General features: G+C 71.2%; 16 protein-coding genes. 8 read left to right on the forward strand and 8 right to left on the reverse strand.

Going from position 1 to position 19,181, the window contains the following annotated elements; translation table 11 throughout:
* Window position 1 precedes the first annotated feature (1 nt).
* The 4 genes from ACZ7BZ_RS12455 to ACZ7BZ_RS12470 all read right to left on the reverse strand — a co-directional run bounded on the left by ACZ7BZ_RS12455 (window position 2) and on the right by ACZ7BZ_RS12470 (window position 6,299).
* Complete coding sequence (locus ACZ7BZ_RS12455; RefSeq protein WP_470358463.1) at window positions 2-1,666, reverse strand: ABC transporter ATP-binding protein; 1,665 nt, start codon at window positions 1,664-1,666, stop codon at window positions 2-4.
* Window positions 1,667-1,876: 210 nt separating this feature from the next.
* Window positions 1,877-2,932 carry a BMP family lipoprotein gene (locus ACZ7BZ_RS12460; RefSeq protein WP_470358333.1) on the reverse strand — a complete coding sequence of 352 codons (1,056 nt, stop codon included), beginning with the start codon at window positions 2,930-2,932 and terminating at the stop codon, window positions 1,877-1,879.
* A 254-nt stretch (window positions 2,933-3,186) separates the two neighbouring features.
* Window positions 3,187-4,440, reverse strand: coding sequence for an amidohydrolase (locus ACZ7BZ_RS12465; protein WP_380457963.1), 1,254 nt, complete (start codon window positions 4,438-4,440; stop codon window positions 3,187-3,189).
* 281 nt (window positions 4,441-4,721) lie between these two features.
* Window positions 4,722-6,299 (reverse strand): acyl-CoA mutase large subunit family protein, encoded by a 1,578-nt coding sequence (locus ACZ7BZ_RS12470; protein WP_470358334.1) that lies wholly within the window; start codon window positions 6,297-6,299, stop codon window positions 4,722-4,724.
* 141 nt (window positions 6,300-6,440) lie between these two features.
* Between ACZ7BZ_RS12470 and ACZ7BZ_RS12475 the strand changes: the two genes are divergently transcribed.
* The 7 genes from ACZ7BZ_RS12475 to ACZ7BZ_RS12505 all read left to right on the forward strand — a co-directional run bounded on the left by ACZ7BZ_RS12475 (window position 6,441) and on the right by ACZ7BZ_RS12505 (window position 13,514).
* Window positions 6,441-7,196, forward strand: coding sequence for an SDR family oxidoreductase (locus ACZ7BZ_RS12475; RefSeq protein ID WP_470358335.1), 756 nt, complete (start codon window positions 6,441-6,443; stop codon window positions 7,194-7,196).
* A gap of 75 nt (window positions 7,197-7,271) precedes the next feature.
* A complete protein-coding gene (locus ACZ7BZ_RS12480; RefSeq protein ID WP_470358336.1) occupies window positions 7,272-8,927 on the forward strand; it encodes an alpha/beta hydrolase in 1,656 nt (551 codons plus the stop codon).
* A gap of 277 nt (window positions 8,928-9,204) precedes the next feature.
* Window positions 9,205-9,738: a 2-oxo-4-hydroxy-4-carboxy-5-ureidoimidazoline decarboxylase gene (locus ACZ7BZ_RS12485; protein ID WP_380458021.1), complete on the forward strand. Its 534-nt coding sequence runs from the start codon at window positions 9,205-9,207 to the stop codon at window positions 9,736-9,738.
* 331 nt (window positions 9,739-10,069) lie between these two features.
* Window positions 10,070-10,450 (forward strand): succinate dehydrogenase, cytochrome b556 subunit, encoded by a 381-nt coding sequence (gene sdhC / locus ACZ7BZ_RS12490; protein WP_033332398.1) that lies wholly within the window; start codon window positions 10,070-10,072, stop codon window positions 10,448-10,450.
* A gap of 8 nt (window positions 10,451-10,458) precedes the next feature.
* Window positions 10,459-10,950 (forward strand): succinate dehydrogenase, hydrophobic membrane anchor protein, encoded by a 492-nt coding sequence (gene sdhD, locus ACZ7BZ_RS12495; RefSeq protein WP_380457955.1) that lies wholly within the window; start codon window positions 10,459-10,461, stop codon window positions 10,948-10,950.
* 51 nt (window positions 10,951-11,001) lie between these two features.
* Window positions 11,002-12,744 carry a succinate dehydrogenase flavoprotein subunit gene (sdhA, locus tag ACZ7BZ_RS12500; RefSeq protein WP_470358337.1) on the forward strand — a complete coding sequence of 581 codons (1,743 nt, stop codon included), beginning with the start codon at window positions 11,002-11,004 and terminating at the stop codon, window positions 12,742-12,744.
* Entirely contained in the window at window positions 12,744-13,514 is a 771-nt protein-coding gene (locus tag ACZ7BZ_RS12505; RefSeq protein WP_360238089.1) for a succinate dehydrogenase iron-sulfur subunit, read from the forward strand. The genes sdhA and ACZ7BZ_RS12505 overlap by 1 nt, the downstream gene beginning before the upstream one ends.
* Before the next feature lie 64 nt (window positions 13,515-13,578).
* On the opposite strand, the gene ACZ7BZ_RS12510 is transcribed toward ACZ7BZ_RS12505, so the two are convergent.
* Both ACZ7BZ_RS12510 and ACZ7BZ_RS12515 read right to left on the reverse strand, forming a co-directional pair.
* A complete protein-coding gene (locus ACZ7BZ_RS12510; RefSeq protein ID WP_470358338.1) occupies window positions 13,579-15,198 on the reverse strand; it encodes a hypothetical protein in 1,620 nt (539 codons plus the stop codon).
* A 258-nt stretch (window positions 15,199-15,456) separates the two neighbouring features.
* The gene (locus ACZ7BZ_RS12515; RefSeq protein ID WP_380457949.1) at window positions 15,457-15,714 is read right to left on the reverse strand and encodes an SCO4848 family membrane protein; all 258 of its coding nucleotides are present in this window, start codon (window positions 15,712-15,714) and stop codon (window positions 15,457-15,459) included.
* Window positions 15,715-15,853: 139 nt separating this feature from the next.
* Between ACZ7BZ_RS12515 and ACZ7BZ_RS12520 the strand changes: the two genes are divergently transcribed.
* Entirely contained in the window at window positions 15,854-17,053 is a 1,200-nt protein-coding gene (locus tag ACZ7BZ_RS12520; RefSeq protein WP_470358339.1) for a D-alanyl-D-alanine carboxypeptidase family protein, read from the forward strand.
* A gap of 22 nt (window positions 17,054-17,075) precedes the next feature.
* Here ACZ7BZ_RS12520 and ACZ7BZ_RS12525 read toward each other — a convergent pair whose 3' ends face one another.
* Window positions 17,076-18,020, reverse strand: coding sequence for a YihY/virulence factor BrkB family protein (locus ACZ7BZ_RS12525; protein ID WP_465739273.1), 945 nt, complete (start codon window positions 18,018-18,020; stop codon window positions 17,076-17,078).
* Between the two features lie 113 nt (window positions 18,021-18,133).
* Window positions 18,134-19,132: a glycosyltransferase family 2 protein gene (locus ACZ7BZ_RS12530; RefSeq protein WP_470358340.1), complete on the reverse strand. Its 999-nt coding sequence runs from the start codon at window positions 19,130-19,132 to the stop codon at window positions 18,134-18,136.
* Window positions 19,133-19,181: the final 49 nt, after the last annotated feature.

Genomic DNA, 19,181 nt, shown 5'->3' on the forward strand with positions numbered 1-19,181 from the left:
GTTACTCCCCCGCCTGCGGGTCGTCGGCGGTGTCGGTGTGCGGGTGCTCGGCCTCGGCCTCGGTACCCTCGGCGGCGATCGCCTGTGCCTCGGCGACGTCCTCCGGAGCGGACTCCAGGTGGCCGGCGGCGGCACCGGTCATCGCGGTGCCGAGGTCCTCGGCGGTGACGGTGGCCGGGTCGGCGTCGGCGACCAGGCGGCCGCGGTAGATGACCCGGATGGTGTCGGAGAGACCGATCAGCTCGTCCAGGTCGGCCGAGATCAGCAGGACGGCCAGGCCCTCGCGCTGGGCTCGCCGGATGTGCTCCCAGATCTGCGCCTGCGCACCGACGTCCACCCCGCGGGTCGGGTGGGCGGCGATCAGCAGCTTGGGCTGGTGGCTCATCTCGCGGCCGATGATCAGCTTCTGCTGGTTGCCGCCGGAGAGCGAGGCCGCGGTGACCTCGATGCCGGGGGTGCGGACGTCGTACTGCTCGACGATCCGCCAGGTGTCCTCGCGGGCGGCGGCCGGCTTGAGCAGCACACCGCTGGAGTTGGGCGCCTCGGTGACGTGGCCGAGGATCCGGTTCTCCCAGAGCGGAGCCTCCAGCAGCAGGCCGTGCTTGTGGCGGTCCTCGGGGATGTAGCCGATGCCGGCCTCGCGGCGGGCCCGGGTCAGGGTGCCGGAGAGGTCCTTGCCGTCCAGGACGACGGTGCCGCCGTCCAGCGGCAGCATGCCCATGATGGCCTCGACCAGTTCGGCCTGGCCGTTGCCCTCGACCCCGGCGATGCCGAGGATCTCGCCCTTGTGGATCCGCAGCGAGATGTCGTCCAGGACAACGCGCTCGATGCCCTCGGAGTCGGTCTTGGCGATCCGCAGGTCCTTGACGTCGAGCATCTCGGTGGTGGTGACGGTCGACTCGCGGCTCTCCGGGGAGGGCAGCTCGGCGCCGACCATCAACTCGGCCAGCTGGCGCGCGGTGACGGCCTTCGGGTCGGCGTCGCCGACCGTGGTGCCGCGCCGGATGACGCTGATCGCGTCGGCCACCGCGAGCACCTCGTGCAGCTTGTGCGAGATGAAGATGACGGTGACGCCCTCGGCCTTGAGGTCGCGCAGGTTGTCGAACAGCGCGTCGACCTCCTGCGGGACGAGCACGGCCGTGGGCTCGTCGAGGATCAGGATCTTGGCGCCGCGGTACAGCACCTTGAGGATCTCGACGCGCTGGCGGTCGGCGACGCCGAGGTCCTCGACCAGCACGTCCGGGCGCACGCCCAGGCCGTACTGGTCGGAGATCTCCTTGATCTTCGCCTTCGCCTTGGCCCCGATGCCGTGGAGCTTCTCGCCGCCGAGGACGACGTTCTCCAGCACGGTGAGGTTGTCGGCGAGCATGAAGTGCTGGTGCACCATGCCGATGCCGCGGGCGATGGCGTCGCCCGGGGTGTTGAACTCGCACACCTCGCCGTTGATCGCGATGGTGCCCTCGTCCGGCTTCTGCATGCCGTAGAGGATCTTCATCAGCGTCGACTTGCCGGCGCCGTTCTCGCCCATCAGGGCGTGCACGGTGCCGGTGCGGACGGTGAGGTTGATGTCGTGGTTGGCCACGACTCCGGGGAAGCGCTTGGTGATGCCGCGCAGTTCGACGGCCGGTGTCGCCGTCCCCGCGCTGGGGGTGCCGTCCTTGCGCAGGGGGACGGGGTCTGATGCGGTGATGGCGGTCTCCTGGTGGTCTGGAGGCGCGTCGTTGCGCTCGGAGGGCCAAGGGGGGAAACGGGGAGACGGAACGGGGCCCGGGGGTACGCGTTGAGCGCACCCTTCCGGGCCCCTCCCGTGAACTGTGTCGATCATCGCCCGACCGGGCAGGCGGCGGGCGCAGGTCGCGTCCGAGACGCGCGGGCCTTACTGGGCCGGCGCGGTCGGGATGGTGGTGGCGCCGCTGGTGATGGAGTCGGCGGCGGCCTTCAGCTTGTCCTGGATGTCGTCGATCTTGCCGCCGGTGGTGGCGAGCGAGACACCGTTGGCCTTCAGGTCGAAGAGCTTGATGCCGGTGAACGGCGTGCCCTTCTTGACCGAGTCGATGTACGAGTACACCGCGGTGTCGACGTTCTTGACCATCGAGGTCAGGATGCTGTTCTTGAACTTCGACAGGGCCGGCTGGGCGGCCTGGTCGGAGTCGACGCCGATGGCGTACTTGCCCGCGTTGGCGACGGCCTCGATGGCACCGGCGCCGGAGGAGCCGGCGGCGGAGTAGATGACGTCCGCGCCCTTGTCGAGCTGACCCTGCGCGGCTTCCTTGCCCTTGTCGGGCGCGCTGAAGCCGGTGAAGTCCGGCGGCGTGGTCAGGTAGGTGGTCTCGATCTGGATGTTCGGGTCGGCGAACTTGGCGCCCGCCTTGTAACCGGCCTCGAACTTCTTGATCAGCTCGGACTGGACACCACCGATGAAGCCGATGTGGTGGTTCTTCGACTTGTTCGCCGCGGCGACACCGGCCAGGTACGAACCCTCCTGCTCGGCGAAGAGCAGCGAGGTGACGTTGGACGGCTGGTCCTTGTCGTTCGAGTCGATGATCGCGAACTTGACGTTCGGGTTGTCCTTGGCGACCTTGTTGACCGCCGGCTGGTAGACGAAGCCGACCGCGATGACGGTCTTGTAGCCGGCGTCGACCAGGTTCTTGAGCCGGGTCTCCTTGTCGGCCTCGGCCTCGCCCGGCTTGGCCTCGGCCTCGGTGACGGCGACGCCCAGGTCGGACTTGGCCTTGTCGAGACCACGCGCGGCGGAGTCGTTGAAGGACTGGTCTCCACGGCCGCCGATGTCGTAGGCCATGCCGACCTTGAGGGCATCGGACGAACCCGAAGAAGCGTTACTGTCAGTGCTCTTTGCGCCGCAAGCGGCGAGCGAGGCCATGCCCAGGGAACCCGAGAGCACAACCGCGGCGAGCTTCATTGAACGGCGCAAGGGAGTATCTCCTTCTCACACGCACCCGTTTAGCGTGGTCGGACGCCACCGTAACGCGCGTAGAACACGGTTGTGTTACGGGGTGCCAGAGCATTCGGGTTGTTATCAAACCGTGGTCTGACGGCCTTCCGAAGGCTCTATTTCCCCTACGCGGACGGTGATCCGAGATTGGTCCGGCCCAGTTTACGGAACGGTTCGTAACCCCGGATCTCAACGACCCGATCACAGGAGGGCCACATACCCCCAGGAATCGGTCAGATTCGGTCGTCCTCCAGGGCGAGCGCCGCGAAGAGTTCCACGCCCACGCCGATCGCCCGCTCGTCCACGTCGAACCGGCCCTGGTGCAGGTCACGGACGGTGACGTCGCCGGGGGTGCGGACGCCCAGCCGGGCCAGTGCGCCCGGGGCGTGCTCCAGGTACCAGGAGAAGTCCTCGCCGCCCAGGCTCTGTTCGGTCCCCTCCACCACCTGGGCACCGCCCTGTCCGAACCGGGCGGTCATCGTCTCCTCCAGCCGCGCGACCGAGACCGCCTCGTTGACCACCGGCGGCACCCCGCGGTGGTAGTCCAGCGTCCACTTGGCCCGGTAGGTCTCGGCGACCTTGGCGATCAACTCGTGCAGCAGGTCCGGCGCCTCCCGCCAGCCGTCCAGCTCCAGGCAGCGGACGGTGCCCTCCAGCTCGGCGTGCTGCGGGATGACATTGGGCGCGGAGCCGGAGGCGATCCGGCCCCAGACCAGGCTGACGCCCCAGCGCGGGTCCATCCGGCGGGCCAGCGCGGCCGGGAGGTCGGCGGCCATCCGCGCGATCGCGGTCACCAGGTCGGTGGTCAGGTGCGGGCGGGCGGTGTGCCCGCCGGGGCCGTCCAGGTGCAGCACCAGCCGGTCGCAGGCCGAGGTGATCGCCCCGACCCGCAGGGCGATCCGGCCGACCTCCACCTTCGGGTCGCAGTGCACCGCGAAGATCCGGCCGACGCCGTCCATCCCCCCGGCGTTGATGACGTCCAGCGCCCCGCCCGGCATGACCTCCTCGGCCGGCTGGAACACCAGCCGGACCGGGCGGCGCAGCTCACCGGAGCGGACGGCCTCGGCCAGCACCAGGCCGGTGCCGAGCACCACCGAGGTGTGCACGTCGTGACCGCAGGCGTGGGCCCGGCCGGGGACGGTCGAGCGGTACGGCACATCGGTCTTGGCGTCGTCGATGGGCAGCGCGTCGATGTCGGCTCGGAAGGCCAGGAACTCCGTCCCCGGGGCGGTGCCGGCCGGGACGATGTCGACCAGCAGGCCGGTGCCGCCGGGCAGCACCCGCGGCTCCAGGCCCGCCGCCACCAGCCGGTCGCGCAGCAGGTCGGTGGTGCGGAACTCCTGGCGGCCGAGCTCCGGGTGCCGGTGCAGGTCACGGCGGAAGGCGATCAGCTCGGGCTCCAGCGTCCGGACCCGGTCGCGCAGTTCGGCGGCGGGGCGTGCGACGGCGAGAGTGGCGCCCGGCTGAGCGGGCTCAGGACGGTTCATCTCCCCAAGAATAGGCCCGTTGGGGGGATTTGGCCCGACTTCCGGAAAATTAGTCCCCGGATGGGTGCATACCGGCCGGACAGGTGGGTATGACATCTCGTTTCTGCCGCCTTCCCCGGATTGCTTGCCCTGTGCAACGATCACCCGCGCCGGTGGTCACGGCCCCCACCGCCTTGACGGCCGATCCGCCCTGACGTCAGCTCAGTTCGTCAATTCCGCGCTCCGGTTCAGCCGGGTCAACCAGCTCCACCCGTTCGTCTCGTCCGTCTCGTTCGACCGGTTCAGAAACGTTCCACCGGAACGTACGTGCCCCAGACCCCGCGCAGCGCGTCACAGACCTCGCCGACGGTGGCCCGGGCGGCCAGCGCCTCCTTCATCGGGTACAGCACGTTCGCCGAGCCCTCCGCCGCACGGCGCAGCGCGTCCAGCCCCCGGGTGACGGCCGAGCCGGAGCGCTCGGCCCGCAGCCGGGCCAGCCGGGCGGCCTGCTGCCGCTCGATCGCCGGGTCCACCCGCAGCGGCCGGTACGGCTCCTCCTCGTCCAGCCGGAAGCGGTTGACGCCGACCACCGTGCGCTCGCCGGAGTCGGTCTGCTGCTGGATCCGGTAGGCGCTGCGCTCGATCTCGCCCTTCTGGAAGCCCCGTTCGATCGCGGCCACCGCGCCACCCTGCTCCTCGACCCGGGCCAGCAGCACCAGTACGGCCTCCTCGACGGCGTCGGTCAGCGACTCGACCGCGTAGGAGCCGGCGAAGGGGTCGATCGTGGCGGTCACGTCGGTCTCGTGGGCGAGCACCTGCTGGGTGCGCAGGGCGAGCCGGGCGGCCTTCTCGGTGGGCAGCGCGATCGCCTCGTCGAAGCTGTTGGTGTGCAGCGACTGGGTGCCGCCGAGCACCGCGGCCAGCGCCTGCACCGAGACCCGGACCAGGTTCACCTCGGGCTGCTGGGCGGTGAGCTGCACCCCAGCGGTCTGGGTGTGGAAGCGCAGCATCTGCGAACGGGGGTCCTTCGCACCGAACTCCTCGCGCATGATCCTGGCCCAGATCCGGCGTGCGGCACGGAACTTGGCGACCTCCTCGAGCAGCGTGGTGCGGGCCACGAAGAAGAAGGAGAGCCGGGGCGCGAAGTCGTCCACGGCCATCCCGGCGGCGAGCGCGGTCCGGACGTAGGCGATCCCGTTGGCCAGCGCGAAGGCGACCTCCTGCGCCGGATCGGCCCCGGCCTCGGCCGTGTGGTAGCCGGAGACGGAGATGGTGTTCCAGCGCGGGATCTCGGCCCGGCAGTACCGGAACACGTCGGCGGCCAACCGCAGCGAGGGCTCCGGCGGGAAGATGTACGCGCCCCGGGCGATGTACTCCTTCAGCACGTCGTTCTGCACCGTGCCGGTGAGCGCCGCGGGCGCCACCCCCTGTGCCTCGCCGACCAGTTGGTACAGCAGCAGGAGTACGGCGGCGGGCGCGTTGATGGTCATCGAGGTGGACACCGCGCCGAGCGGGATGCCGTCGAAGAGCACCGCCATGTCCTCGACGCCGTCCACCGCCACGCCCACCTTGCCGACCTCCCCGGCGGCGAGCGGCGCGTCCGAGTCGTAACCCATCTGGGTGGGCAGGTCGAAGGCCACCGAGAGGCCGGTGCCGCCGGCCGCGATCAGCCGGCGGTAGCGGGCGTTGGACTCGGCGGCGGTGCCGAAGCCCGCGTACTGGCGCATCGTCCACGGCCGGCCGGTGTACATCGTCGGGTGGACGCCCCGGGTGTACGGGTACTCCCCCGGCCGGCCCAGCCGGGCCGCCGGGTCCCACCCGGCCAGCGCCTCGGGGCCGTACAGCGGTTCGATCCCGAAACCGGATTCTGCGGCAGCCATGGTTCTCTCCACGGGGTCGGCGGGCGGAGGCCTCTCTTGCGGGAGTCGGTCCTCGCAATCTAGGGCCGGACCGGGCGGCGGGCGCGCGGAGGCGGTTGAGATGATCGGGTGAACGACCGGATGAGCCCCCAGGGAGTGGCAATGACCGAGCAGAAGGTGGCCGTGGTCACCGGTGCCAGCAGCGGAATCGGCGCGGCGACCGCCCGCCGGCTGGCCGCCGAGGGCTTCGAGGTGGTGCTGACCGCCCGCCGGACCGAGCGGATCGAGGCGCTGGCCGAGGAGATCGGCGGGCGCGGCGGTTCAGCGAGAGCGGTCACCCTGGACGTCACCGACCGGGCCGCCGTGGATGCCTTCGCGGCCGAGGTCGGCCGGGTGGACGTCCTGGTGAACAACGCCGGCGGCGCGATCGGCGCGGAGACCGTCGAGCACGGCGACCCGGCCGACTGGCGGGCCATGTACGAGGTGAACGTGCTCGGCGTGCTGCACGTGACCCAGGCGCTGCTGCCCGCCCTGCGCGCGACCGGCGACGGCACCGTGCTGGTGCTCTCCTCGACCGCCGCCATGGCCGCGTACGAGGGCGGCGGCGGCTACGTCGCGGCCAAGCACGCCGCGCACACCATCGCGGCGACGCTGCGACTGGAGCTGTGCGGGGAGCCGGTCCGGGTGATCGAGATCGCGCCCGGGATGGTGAAGTCCGAGGGCTTCGCGGTCACCCGCTTCCGCGGTGACGAGGAGAAGGCCGCCGCCGTCTACGCGGGCGTGGCCGAGCCGCTGACCTCGGAAGACATCGCGGACACCGTGGCGTGGGCGGTCACCCGGCCCTCGCACGTGAACATCGACCTGCTGGTGGTCCGCCCCCGGGCCCAGGCCGCCAACCACAAGGTCCACCGCGGCTGATCCGGCAGCCGTCGCGGCGGAGCGGCCCGGCACCCCAATCGAACACGTGTCGCACACGAGTGGTACACACATGCGATGACGATCTTCCGGGCCGCCCGCCCACGGGTCCTGCTGACCGCCGTGGCGGCAGGCGCCCTCCTGCTCACCTCCGCCTGCGACGACACCGCCACGACGGCCCAGGACAAGGCCTCCGGCAACACCGCGCCCGCCCCTGCGAGCCCCACGGCCACCCCGACCCCGACCCCGACCCCGAAGCCCAAGGGCGAGGCCGACCCGGCGCTCAAGGCCTTCTACGGCCAGCAGATCACCTGGGCGGACTGCCCGGCCGACCCCAAGGCCGAGCAGGCGAAGATCGACACCTCCGGCATGCAGTGCGGCAAGCTGCACGTCCCGCTCGACTACGCCGACCCCGCCGCCGACGCGATCGACCTGGCGCTGATCAGGTATCGAGCCGGCGACCGGAGTCAGCGGATCGGCTCGCTGATGGTCAACCCCGGTGGCCCCGGCGCCTCCGGCGTCGAGATGGTGAAGTACGGCGCCAAGGACTTCGCCGGCACCCTGCACGACCGCTTCGACGTGATCGGCTTCGACCCGCGCGGCACCGGCGACAGCTCCCCCGTGGTCTGCTACGACGACAAGCAGCTCGACGCCGTCAACCAGCTGGACTCCCCGGACGACCCCGCCGAGCGCAAGGCCGCCCACGTCAAGCAGTCCACCGACCACGCCGCCGCCTGCCAGGCCAAGTCCGGCAGGCTGCTGCCCTTCGTCGGCACCCGCAACACCGCCCGCGACCTGGACGTGCTGCGCGCCGTCGTCGGCGACCGGAAGCTCAACTACCTGGGCATCTCCTACGGCACCTACCTCGGGGCCCTGTACGCCGAGGAGTTCCCGCAGAACACCGGCCGACTGATCCTGGACGGCGCCGTCGACCCGGCCCAGGACACCCTCGACCACGGCGTCGACCAGCAGGTCGGCTTCGAGAAGTCCTTCGAGCGCTTCGCCGCCGACTGCGTGGACAACCACGCCGACGAGTGCCCGCTCGGCACCGACCGGACCAAGGCCGCCAAGAAGGCCGCCGACTTCCTGGACGGCCTCCACGACGAGCCGCTGACCACCAAGGACGGCCGCAAGCTCGGCCGCGACCTGGCCTGGACCGGCGTCGTCTCGCTGCTCTACGGCGACGAGAAGACCTCCTGGCAGTACCTGCGGAACAGCCTCGGCTGGGCGATGAAGCGCGGCAAGGGCGACTACCTGATGGCCTTCGCCGACGACTACAACGGTCGCGACGAGAACGGCCACTACAGCCCGATGGACGAGGCCAACGGCGCGATCAGCTGCGCCGACGCGGCACGCCCCGCGCCGACCCCCGAACACGCCCGGCAGGCGGTCGACCGGCTGCTCGCCGAGGCGCCGCTGCTCTCCAAGGGCGTCACGGTGGACGACTACGCCGAGCCCGGCTGCGCCTACTGGCCGTTCAAGACCCAGGAGAAGCCGCACACCATCCGCGCCGAGGGCGCCGCCCCGATCCTGGTGGTCGGCACCACCGGGGACCCGGCCACCCCGTACTCCTCCGCCGAGAAGCTGGCCCGGGGCTTCGCCAAGGCCACCCTGCTCACCCGGGTGGGCGAGGGCCACGGCGCCTTCGGCAAGGGCAACGCCTGCATCGACCAGGCCATGGCCGCCTACCTGACCGACGGCACCATGCCGGCCGAGGGCACCCGCTGCGGCTGACCCCGCCCGGCGACGGGCCCCGGCGGGCCCGTCGCCACGGCCCGCCATTATCAGACCCGGGGAGGGCGGACGATGACACGAAGGTGTCAACGTCACAACTTGATAGCTCGTCCGGATGAATTCCGCGCGCGCCCTCCCCAACTGATGACCGCTCAACTACCTTTGAGGGGCTGCCAGAAGGGTGCCGTACGCCCCCTTCGCGGCCCCATACTCCTGCTGCTCCACCCCACCCCACCGGCCTTCCCGCCCTCCCGAGGAGGACCCGCTGGCCAGCGACATCCCGTCACAGCGGCCCGACGCCAGCACCGAGCCGACCCTCCTGGGGCTGCACCGCTTCAACGAAGCGGACGCCGGCGCCGCCGAGGAGGCCCTGCTGGCCTGCTGCGGCAGCCACCGCTGGGCCCTGCGACTCACCGCCCACCGCCCCTACCCCGACATAGGGTCCCTGCTGGCCGCCGCCAGCGAGGCCTCCTACGACCTCCGCCCGGCCGACCTCGCCGAGGCCCTCGCCGACGAGAGCTGGATGCCGCAGCCCCTGCTCGGCATGCGCGCCCCCGGCAGCCAGGCCGCGCACACCGCACTGCGGGCGGCCCACGCCGCCTACGAGGCCCGGTTCGGCCACGTCTTCGTGGTCTGCCTGGACGGCGTCGCCCCGGAGGAGATGCTCGACACCGTGCTCTCCTCCATCCGCACCCGGCTGGCCAACGACCCGGACGAGGAGCGGCTGATCGCGGCGGACGAACTCCGGCGGATCGCCCTCACCCGGCTGGAGCACCTGGTCGCCACCCACTCGGAGGCCGGCGCGCGCTGACGCGGGACCCGCCCCGCGCACGGCCGGCCCCGGCGCGCCGGGGCCGGCCGAACCCTGTTCACCCGTCAGGATGAACCCGACCACCCGTTCGGCCCCCGGAGGCGGGCCACCAAGGCATCATGGCGGAGTTGCGCCGTCACCCAGGGTGACAAGTGGCGACTCGGTTCCCGCCCCACTAGGCCAGAAGTGCCTGATTGATCACACCTGGGGACCCCGGAGGCGGTTCCCGACACGGCGTCGATAGGATGCTGGCGGCCGGTGGACCGTACCCGGCCGGGCTGACCGACACCGAAGCCGGCCGAGCCCCCAATCGCTTCCGGAGGGTTTTTCCGTGCCGGCTGGAACGCTGTACCGCGGCCGGGAAGGCATGTGGAGCTGGGTGGCTCATCGAGTCACCGGCGTCCTCATCTTCTTCTTCCTGTTCGCCCACGTCCTGGACACCGCCCTGGTGCGAGTGTCGCCGGAGTCCTACGACACCGTCATCCAGACGTACAAGACTCCGCTCGTGAACCTGATGGAGTACGGCCTGGTGGCCGCCATCCTGTTCCACGCGCTCAACGGCCTGCGCGTCGTCGCGGTGGACTTCTGGTCCAAGGGCCCGAAGTACCAGAAGCAGATGCTGTGGACCGTCGTAGGGGTCTGGGTCGTCCTGATGGCCGGCTCCTTCTACGGCATCCTGCAGCACACGCTGATCTCCTGGTTCGGGAAGTGAGCTGACTGATGTCCACGGATTACTCCGACGCGATCGTCGTCCCCTCCAAGCAGGCGCACACCGGCAAGGGCCTCGGCACCGGCAACCCCGCCGACGCCTTCGTCATCGAGCCGCCGCGCAAGCGGACCGCGAAGACCCCGCGCCGCACCCGCACCAACTTCGAGATGCTGGCCTGGCTCTTCATGCGCCTGTCCGGTGTCGTCCTGGTCGTGCTGATCCTCGGTCACCTGCTGATCATGCTGGTGCTCGACGGCGGCGTCTCCAAGATCGGGTTCGCCTTCGTGGCCGGCCGCTGGGCCTCGCCGTTCTGGCAGGGCTGGGACCTCCTGATGCTCTGGCTCGCCATGCTGCACGGCGCCAACGGCATGCGTCAGGTCATCAACGACTACGCCGAGAAGGACTCGACCCGGCTCTGGCTCAAGGGGCTCATGGGGACCGCCACGGTGTTCACCGTGCTGCTCGGGACCCTGGTGATCTTCACCTTCGACCCCAACATCTGAGCCGCGAGCACCATCGACCATCGGCAGAGGCCAGAGGCGAGTTAACCCCCCATGCAGATTCACCAGTACGACACCGTCATCGTCGGCGCCGGCGGCGCCGGCATGCGCGCGGCCATCGAGTCGACGCAGCGCAGCCGCACCGCCGTCCTGACCAAGCTCTACCCGACCCGGTCCCACACCGGCGCGGCCCAGGGCGGCATGTGCGCCGCCCTGGCCAACGTCGAGGAGGACAACTGGGAGTGGCACACCTTCGACACGGTCAAGGGTGGTGACTACCTGGTCGACCAGGACGCCGCCGAGATCATGTGCAAGGAGGCCATCGACGCCGTCCTCGACCTGGAGAAGATGGGCCTCCCCTTCTCCCGCACCGAGCAGGGCCGGATCGACCAGCGCCGCTTCGGCGGTCACTCCCGCAACCACGGCGAGGCCCCGGTCCGCCGCTCGTGCTACGCGGCCGACCGCACCGGTCACATGATCCTCCAGACGCTGTTCCAGAACTGCGTCAAGCACGGCGTCGAGTTCTTCAACGAGTTCTACGTCCTCGACCTGCTGCTCAACGAGGGCAAGACGGCCGGCGTCGTCGCCTACGAGCTGGCCACCGGCGAGATCCACGTCTTCCAGGCCAAGTCGGTCGTGTTCGCCTCCGGCGGCACCGGCAAGTTCTTCAAGGTCTCCTCGAACGCCCACACCCTCACCGGTGACGGCCAGGCGGTGGCCTACCGCCGCGGCCTGCCGCTGGAGGACATGGAGTTCTTCCAGTTCCACCCGACCGGCATCTGGCGCATGGGCATCCTGCTCACCGAGGGCGCCCGCGGCGAGGGCGGCATCCTGCGCAACAAGGACGGCGAGCGCTTCATGGAGCGCTACGCCCCCGTCATGAAGGACCTCGCGTCCCGTGACGTCTGCTCCCGCGCGATCTACACCGAGATCCGCGAAGGCCGCGGCTGCGGTCCGGACGGCGACCACGTCTACCTGGACCTCACCCACCTGCCGCCGGAGCAGCTGGACGCCAAGCTCCCGGACATCACCGAGTTCGCGCGCACCTACCTCGGCATCGAGCCCTACACGGACCCGATCCCGATCCAGCCCACCGCGCACTACGCCATGGGCGGCATCCCGACCAACGTCGAGGGTGAGGTCCTGCGCAACAACACCGACGTCGTCCCGGGCCTGTACGCGGCCGGCGAGGTCGCCTGCGTGTCCGTGCACGGCGCCAACCGCCTCGGCACCAACTCGCTGCTGGACATCAACGTGTTCGGCCGGCGCGCGGGCATCGCCGCCGCCGACTACGCCAGCGCCAACGAGTTCGTCCCGCTCCCGGAGGACCCGGAGGCGCTGGTCCAGGGCATGGTCGACAAGCTCCGCGAGTCGACCGGCACCGAGTCCGTGGCGCAGATCCGCAAGGAGCTGCAGGAGACCATGGACGCCAACGCGATGGTCTACCGCACCGGCGCCACCCTGAAGCAGGCGGTCGAGGACATCGCCGCGCTGCGGGAGCGCTACAAGCACGTCTCCATCCAGGACAAGGGCTTCCGGTACAACACGGACCTGCTGGAGGCCATCGAGCTGGGCAACCTGCTCGACCTGGCCGAGGTGCTGGCCGTCTCCGCGCTGGCCCGCGAGGAGTCCCGCGGCGGCCACTACCGCGAGGACTTCCCGACCCGTGACGACGTGAAGTTCATGCAGCACACCATGGCGTACCAGGAGGTCGCCGCCGACGGCAGCACCTCCATCCGCCTCGACTACAAGCCGGTCGTCACGACCCGCTACCAGCCGATGGAGCGTAAGTACTGATGAGCACTCCGACTGTGGAGCACTCGGCCGCTCTGGACGCGGTCGAGGCCGGTGGCGTACAGCTGATCACCGTCACCTTCCGGATCCGCCGGTTCAACCCGGAGGAGCACCCGGACCCGGTGTGGGTCGACTACCAGCTGACGATGGACCCGAAGGAGCGCGTCCTGGACGCGCTCAACAAGATCAAGTGGGAGCAGGACGGCACCCTCACCTACCGCCGTTCCTGCGCGCACGGCATCTGCGGCTCCGACGCCATGCGGATCAACGGCCGCAACCGGCTGGCGTGCAAGACCCTGATCAAGGACGTCAACCCGGAGAAGCCGATCACGATCGAGGCCATCAAGGGCCTGACGGTCCTCAAGGACCTGGTCGTGGACATGGACCCGTTCTTCCAGGCGTACAAGGACGTCATGCCGTTCCTCATCACCAAGGGGAACGACCCGACCCGCGAGCGGCTGCAGTCCGCCGAGGACCGCGAGCGCTTCGACGACACCACCAAGTGCATCCTGTGCGCCGCGTGCACGTCGTCCTGCCCGGTGTTCTGGAACGACGGCCAGTACTTCGGCCCGGCCGCCATCGTCAACGCGCACCGCTTCATCTTCGACTCGCGCGACGAGGGTGCCGAGCAGCGCCTGGAGATCCTCAACGACCGCGAGGGCGTGTGGCGCTGCCGCACCACCTTCAACTGCTCCGAGGCCTGCCCGCGTGGCATCGAGGTCACCAAGGCGATCCAGGAAGTGAAGCGGGCCCTGGTCACCCGCCGCTTCTGATCCCCGCCTGACAGTACGGAGGCCCCCGCCCGATCCGAGGATCGGGCGGGGGCCTCCGTGTTCCTCACTTCAGCACGCCGGCCCCGGAGGGGTCGCTCCAGCCGCTGAAGTACACCAGGTGACGGTCCGCCGTGACGGCCCACAGGTCCGGCTTGCCGTCGCCGTCCACGTCGCCCGAGCTGCCGAGGGTCGGGTACTTGTCGACGGTGAAGCCACTCGCGACGACGTCCGCACTCGGGTCGGCGAGGGCGGAGAAGTCGAAGGTGCCGTCGGCCTTCTTCACGATCGGGTAGGCGTGCAGCCGGCCGGTGGCCCGCTCGCGGGCCCAGAGGGTCAGGTTGCCGGCCGAGTCCGGCCCCGGGGCGATCAGGTCGTACCCCGCCCAGGCGCCGTTGGCGGTGAGCTGGCGGGCGCTGCGCAGCCGGTAGGAGAACCCGGGGTTGGCGAACAGCCAGAGGTTGCCGTCCTCCACCGTCATCAGGGAGGAGACCATCCGGCTGTCCAGCGAGCCGATCAGGGCGATCTGGTCGGCCTTGTGCCAGTCGGTGGCGAAGCCGGCCGGGCAGGTGGCGGCCGTTCCGGCGGCGTCCTGGCAGGCGGACGGCCGGGAGATCGCCGAATAGCCCTGGGTGAACGAGGCGTAGTCCTGGTTGCTGTAGAGGTACAGCGCCGGCGAGCCGCTCGGGTGCATCAGCAGGTCGTCCATCGGCGCGTGCGCGTTGGCGTCCCAACCACGGTGCGCCACCTGGACGTCGGACCACGAGGTCCGGTTCGGCGACTGAACGGCCCGGATCACGGCGGACGGGGTGGTGTCGCCCGAGTTGCCGCTGATGATCTGCAGGTTGCCACCGGCGTCCGGCAGCAGGACGTCCGGGACGCCGTCCCCGTCCACGTCGCCGAGCGCCTTGGGCGGGTTCTGGTTCCACGGGGCGTAGAAGGTGTAGCCCGCCCCGCCGACGTTGCCCGCGTCATCGATCACCTGGACGTTGAGGGTGTTGGTGCCCCAGTTCAGGACCCGCAGACTGACGGTCGCGGTGCCGTCGTCTTCCGGGACGACGGCGTCGGGCGAGTCGCAGCCACCGACGCCGAGGTCGCCCCAGCCGTACCGGATGCAGGCGATCCCGGAGGACTCGCCGCCGGCCGGCACCGGGTCGGTGGTCTTGACCACGAAGGTGCCGAACTGGCCCGCGAACTTGGGGGCGGTACCGCTCGCCGGGAAGTCGGTCGAGCTGACCGTGGCGGTCGGGCTGGTGGTGTCCACCGTGAAGTGGCAGTCCGCCGACGGGGCCGAGGCCTGGGTGCCCTGGAGCGCCCAGGCGTGCCAGGCGTAGCTGTGCCCGTCCAGCAGGCCGGGGACGGTGAGGGCGGCCGACCGGTCGGAGCCGGCCTGGGCCTCACCGGTGAACACCGGGTCCTCGGCGCCGGTGGTCACGTCCCAGACCCCGAACCGGGCACCGGTGCCGGCGACCTTGACGTTGAGCGCCGGCCCGTTGACGCTCCGGCCGATCCAGGTCGGATCCGCCGCCGAGTCGCAGGCCCCGACGTGGGACGAGTCGACACCCTGGTTGGTGCCGAGGACGGCCGGCGCGGTGTCGGCCACGGCAGCCGTCGGCGCGGCCAGCAGACCCGCGGCCACGGTCGCCGCCGCGACCCCGCCGACTCTGCGCAGGCGTACGTGCTTCATCGAAATCCCCACCCCTCGTGCTCGGCGCGTCCGGTACGCGCATGAGAGCGGAGAGGATCTTGCCAGCGAGGGCCGACGGAGGCAACGCGGATTTCCGGTGGAGCCCGGCCGCGCCGAGTGCTCAACCCGGAGACCCCGCCCGAGTTGTTCGGGCGGGGTCTCTTGTGCGTCCGGGCTCAGTCCAGCGCGCCGAGGTCCTTCGGCGAGGACCAGCCGCTGAAGGTCACCTGCCGTCGGGTCGGCGAGGCCGGGGGGATTTCAGTCGGTGGCCGGGGTGCGGCGGGTGGCGCGGAGGCCGCGGAGGCCGATGGTGCCGACGGCGATGCCGAGGAGGAAGGAGGTGACGGCGAGGAGGAGGTGGATCCAGAAGAAGGCGGTGGGCTGGGAGTGGTCGCCGTTGACGAAGGCCTGGCCGCCGGAGTCCTTCCACAGGTTCTTGACGAAGGTGGTCCAGATGATCATCGACCAGACGCCGAAGGCGGTCAGGAACCAGGAGGTGCGGCGGCTGAGCTTCATGGGGTGGTCCTCGGCAGGGTGGCGGCGGTGTGCCTCCCCAGTATGCGCGGGCCGCCGATCGGCCCAGGGCGGGCCCCTCGTGCGGAGGACCCGTCCGGTGTGGCGGACGGCGGGGCGCCGCGATGGGTACGGTCAGCTGGTGTCCACACGCCGTCATTCCTTCGCCCAGCTGTTCGCCGCGGCCACCGCGGCCCTCCCGGTCCTGCTCGCCGCTCCGGCGGCGGTCGCGGCTCCGCAGGCGCCGCCCCCGTCGACCGCGGTCGGCGGTGAGCGGCTCGGGCTCCCCGGGGTCCAGGTCGATCCGCTGGCGGGGGCGCCGGCGCTGCCGACGGACCTCACCGGCCAGTCCTGGATAGTCTCCGACGCCGCGTCGGGCGAGGTGCTGGCGGCCTACAACCCGCACCTCCGGCTGCCCCCGGCGAGCACCCTGAAGATCCTCTTCGCGGACACCGTGCTGCCCAAGTTCGACCGCAACGCGGTGCACCGGGTCGCCGACGAGGAGATCCAGAACATCGGCCCCGGCAGCAGCCTGGTCGGCATCAAGGAGAACCTGGACTACCGGGTCGAGGACCTGTGGCGCGGCGTGTTCCTCAGTTCGGGCAACGACGCCGTGCACGTCCTGTCGCACATGAACGGCGGCATCCAGCCGACCGTCAACGAGATGCAGGCCCGCGCCGACGCGCTGCAGGCCCGGGACACCAAGGTGATCTCCCCGGACGGCTACGACATGGACGGCCAGGTGTCCTCGGCCTACGACCTGTCGCTGTTCGCCCGTTCCGGCCTGGGCAACGCGGACTTCCGGATGTACTGCGCGACCCGGGAGGCGATGTTCCCTGGGGCCGTTGACAAGAACACCGGCCAGCGCGGCAGCTTCGGGATCGCCAACACCGACCGGCTGCTGGGCAAGTACCCCGGCCTGATCGGGGTGAAGAACGGCACCACCACCAACGCCGGCTCGACCTTCGTCGGCGCCGCCGAGCGGGGTGGGCGGACCCTGCTGGTGACGGTGATGCACCCGGCCAGCTACCAGCGGGTGTACGACGAGACGGCCGAGCTGCTGGACTGGGGCTTCGCCGCGGCGGGCAAGGTGCGGCCGGTCGGTCGGCTGGTCGACGAGAAGCCGGCCGGCGGCGAGGAGCCGACCGGTCGGGCGGGCGGCGCCGCGGGGTCCCCCGCCCCGCCGCCGCGGCCCTCGGCCGGGCCGGGCCGCCCCGCGGCGGCGGCCGGGGACGACGGGCTCGGCCTGGGCGGCTGGTCGGCGGTGGTGGCCGGGGCCGTGGTCGCGGTGGGTGCGGTGGTGGCCGTACGGCGCCGGTCGGCGGGCCGTACCTGGAGGTGATCCCCGGTGCGCGGGCCCGGCCTCAGTCCTGGGGCCGGGCCTTCGCCGTCTCCGCTCCTCGGGCCTCGGACTCGTCGGCCGCGGCCAGCAGGGCCCGGCCGTGCGCCCTGGTGCGCTCCCGGGCGTCCGCCGGGTCGGCCGTCGCCGTCCAGGCCACGCAGTACATCAACAGCCGGCTGACGAAGTTGATCCAGAGCAGCAGCGCCACCGGAGTGGCGAAGGCACCGTACAGGCTCCGCCCGGCGACCGAGCCGAGGTAGGAGGCGAGCAGCAGTTTCAGCAGTTCGAAGCCGACCGCGCCGATCAGCGCGCCGGTGAGGAGGTCCCGGCGGTGCTGGCCGGTGATCCCGGGGAAGGGCGCCAGCAGGTAGGCGAAGAGCAGCATGTCGCACGCTATGGCGATCAGCACTCCGACCGCGGTGAGCAGGTAGCCGCTGTCGAAGCCGCTGGCGTGGGCGATCCGCCCGGCGAGCGTGGTGCCGGCCGCCGAGGCGGCCAGCGAGAAGAGCGACACCAGGCCGAGGCCGGCCAGCACCACGACGTCCCAGGCCTTGCGCAGCACCGGGTTGCCCTTCTCGTCGGGCAGTTGCCAGAGGTCCCGGATCGAGGTGCGCATGGTGTCCACCCAGCCGAGGCCGGAGACCAGCAGCAGGGCGCCGCTGACCAGCCCGAGGGCACCCGCGTTGGCCACCAGGGAGGGCAGGTTGAGCGCGTCCGACAGGCCCGGCAGCTGGTCGGAGATGCGGTGCTGGAGGTCGTCCACCTGACTGCCGTTCAGCGTCGCGACGGCGATCGCCAGTCCGACGGTGAGCAGCGGGAACAGGGCCAGGAAGCCGAAGAAGGTGACGGCTCCGGCCAGCCGGTTGCCACGGGCGGCGGAGAAGTACTCGTACACCCGGTACGGGCGGCTGCGCAGCACCCGGGCCACGAGCGGGCCCAGGACCGGAAGGCGGGTCAGGAAGTCCACCCGACCGGTTATACCGGCCCGTCCCCCGAACGGCCGTCAGGCGCGGGCCGGATCCCCGGGCCGGATCCCCTGGCCGGTTCCGGCGGACGGGCCCGGCCGGCGGGCCTCCGGGGTCAGCGGCTGACCAGCCGGCGGGCCTTCGCCAGCGCGCGGACGGCCTGGTAGGCGGTGTAGCGGCCCTGTCCGAGCAGCTCGGTGCGCACGCCGTCCACACCGGCCGGCGGGCGGTAGCCGGCCGGGCGCAGCCGGGCGCAGTGCTCGGCGGCGCGGCGGAAGTACTCGCGGCGGTCGCCGGGCGGGACCCGGCCGGGCTTGGCGACCACGGTGTTGAGGTGGTTGAGCATCTTGCCGTAGACGACGGGGCGCCACCGGTCCAGGTCGGGGCGGCGGTCGAGGAAGGCGAAGACCAGGTCGTACTGGGCGAACACGTCGAAGTGCTTGCGGCTGGCAGTGGCCAGGATGTTGCCACCCTCCTGGCGCTGGCGGTAGTGCACGCCGACCCGGTCCAGCAGGGTGATGGAGGCGGCGGCGAGCAGCGCCGGGTACGTCCAGGGGGTGTCCTCGTAGTAGCCGGCCGGGAACTCCAGCCGCTGCTCGGTGATGAACCCCCGGCGGTAGGCCTTGTTCCAGACGACCTGGAGCAGGTCGAGCAGGTCGGGGCGGGCGGCGAGGTCGAAGACGTCCGGGGAGGCGGCGCCGAAGACGTGCCCGGCGGCGGCCCGGGTGATCCGGCCGTCGGCGTAGCTGCGGGCGTAGTCGTAGACCAGGACGTCCGGGTCGCCGGTGGCGGCGAGGCGCTCGTCGACGGTGCGGAGCAGGTCGGGGGTGAGGGTGTCGTCACTGTCGAGGAAGACCACGTAGTCGCCGGTGGCTACCTCCAGGCCGGCGTTGCGGGCCCGGCCGAGGCCGACGTTCTCCGGCAGGTGGAGCGCCCGGACCCGGGGATCGGCGGCCGCCGCTTCGTCCAGCAGGGCTCCGCAGCCGTCCGGCGAACGGTCGTCCACCGCGATCAGTTCGAAGTCCGGGCCGTCCTGTCCGAGGACCGATTCGAGGCACTCGGCGAGGTAGTCCTGGACCTGGTACACGGGGACGATGACACTGAAGCGGGGCACGGGGCCCAGCGTAGTGGGCCCGGGGGCGACCGGGCCCCGGAGGTAGGAT

It is taken from the genome of Kitasatospora sp. NPDC036934 (assembly GCF_055608425.1).

Coding starts and splice junctions, on each gene's coding strand:
- ACZ7BZ_RS12465 (WP_380457963.1), bottom strand. CDS start 4,440: ATGAACCGTCCTGAGCCCGCTCAGCCGGGCGCCACTCTCGCCGTCGCA.
- ACZ7BZ_RS12470 (WP_470358334.1), bottom strand. CDS start 6,299: ATGGCTGCCGCAGAATCCGGTTTCGGGATCGAACCGCTGTACGGCCCC.
- ACZ7BZ_RS12475 (WP_470358335.1), top strand. CDS start 6,441: ATGACCGAGCAGAAGGTGGCCGTGGTCACCGGTGCCAGCAGCGGAATC.
- ACZ7BZ_RS12480 (WP_470358336.1), top strand. CDS start 7,272: ATGACGATCTTCCGGGCCGCCCGCCCACGGGTCCTGCTGACCGCCGTG.
- sdhD (WP_380457955.1), top strand. CDS start 10,459: ATGTCCACGGATTACTCCGACGCGATCGTCGTCCCCTCCAAGCAGGCG.
- sdhA (WP_470358337.1), top strand. CDS start 11,002: ATGCAGATTCACCAGTACGACACCGTCATCGTCGGCGCCGGCGGCGCC.
- ACZ7BZ_RS12505 (WP_360238089.1), top strand. CDS start 12,744: ATGAGCACTCCGACTGTGGAGCACTCGGCCGCTCTGGACGCGGTCGAG.
- ACZ7BZ_RS12510 (WP_470358338.1), bottom strand. CDS start 15,198: ATGAAGCACGTACGCCTGCGCAGAGTCGGCGGGGTCGCGGCGGCGACC.
- ACZ7BZ_RS12515 (WP_380457949.1), bottom strand. CDS start 15,714: ATGAAGCTCAGCCGCCGCACCTCCTGGTTCCTGACCGCCTTCGGCGTC.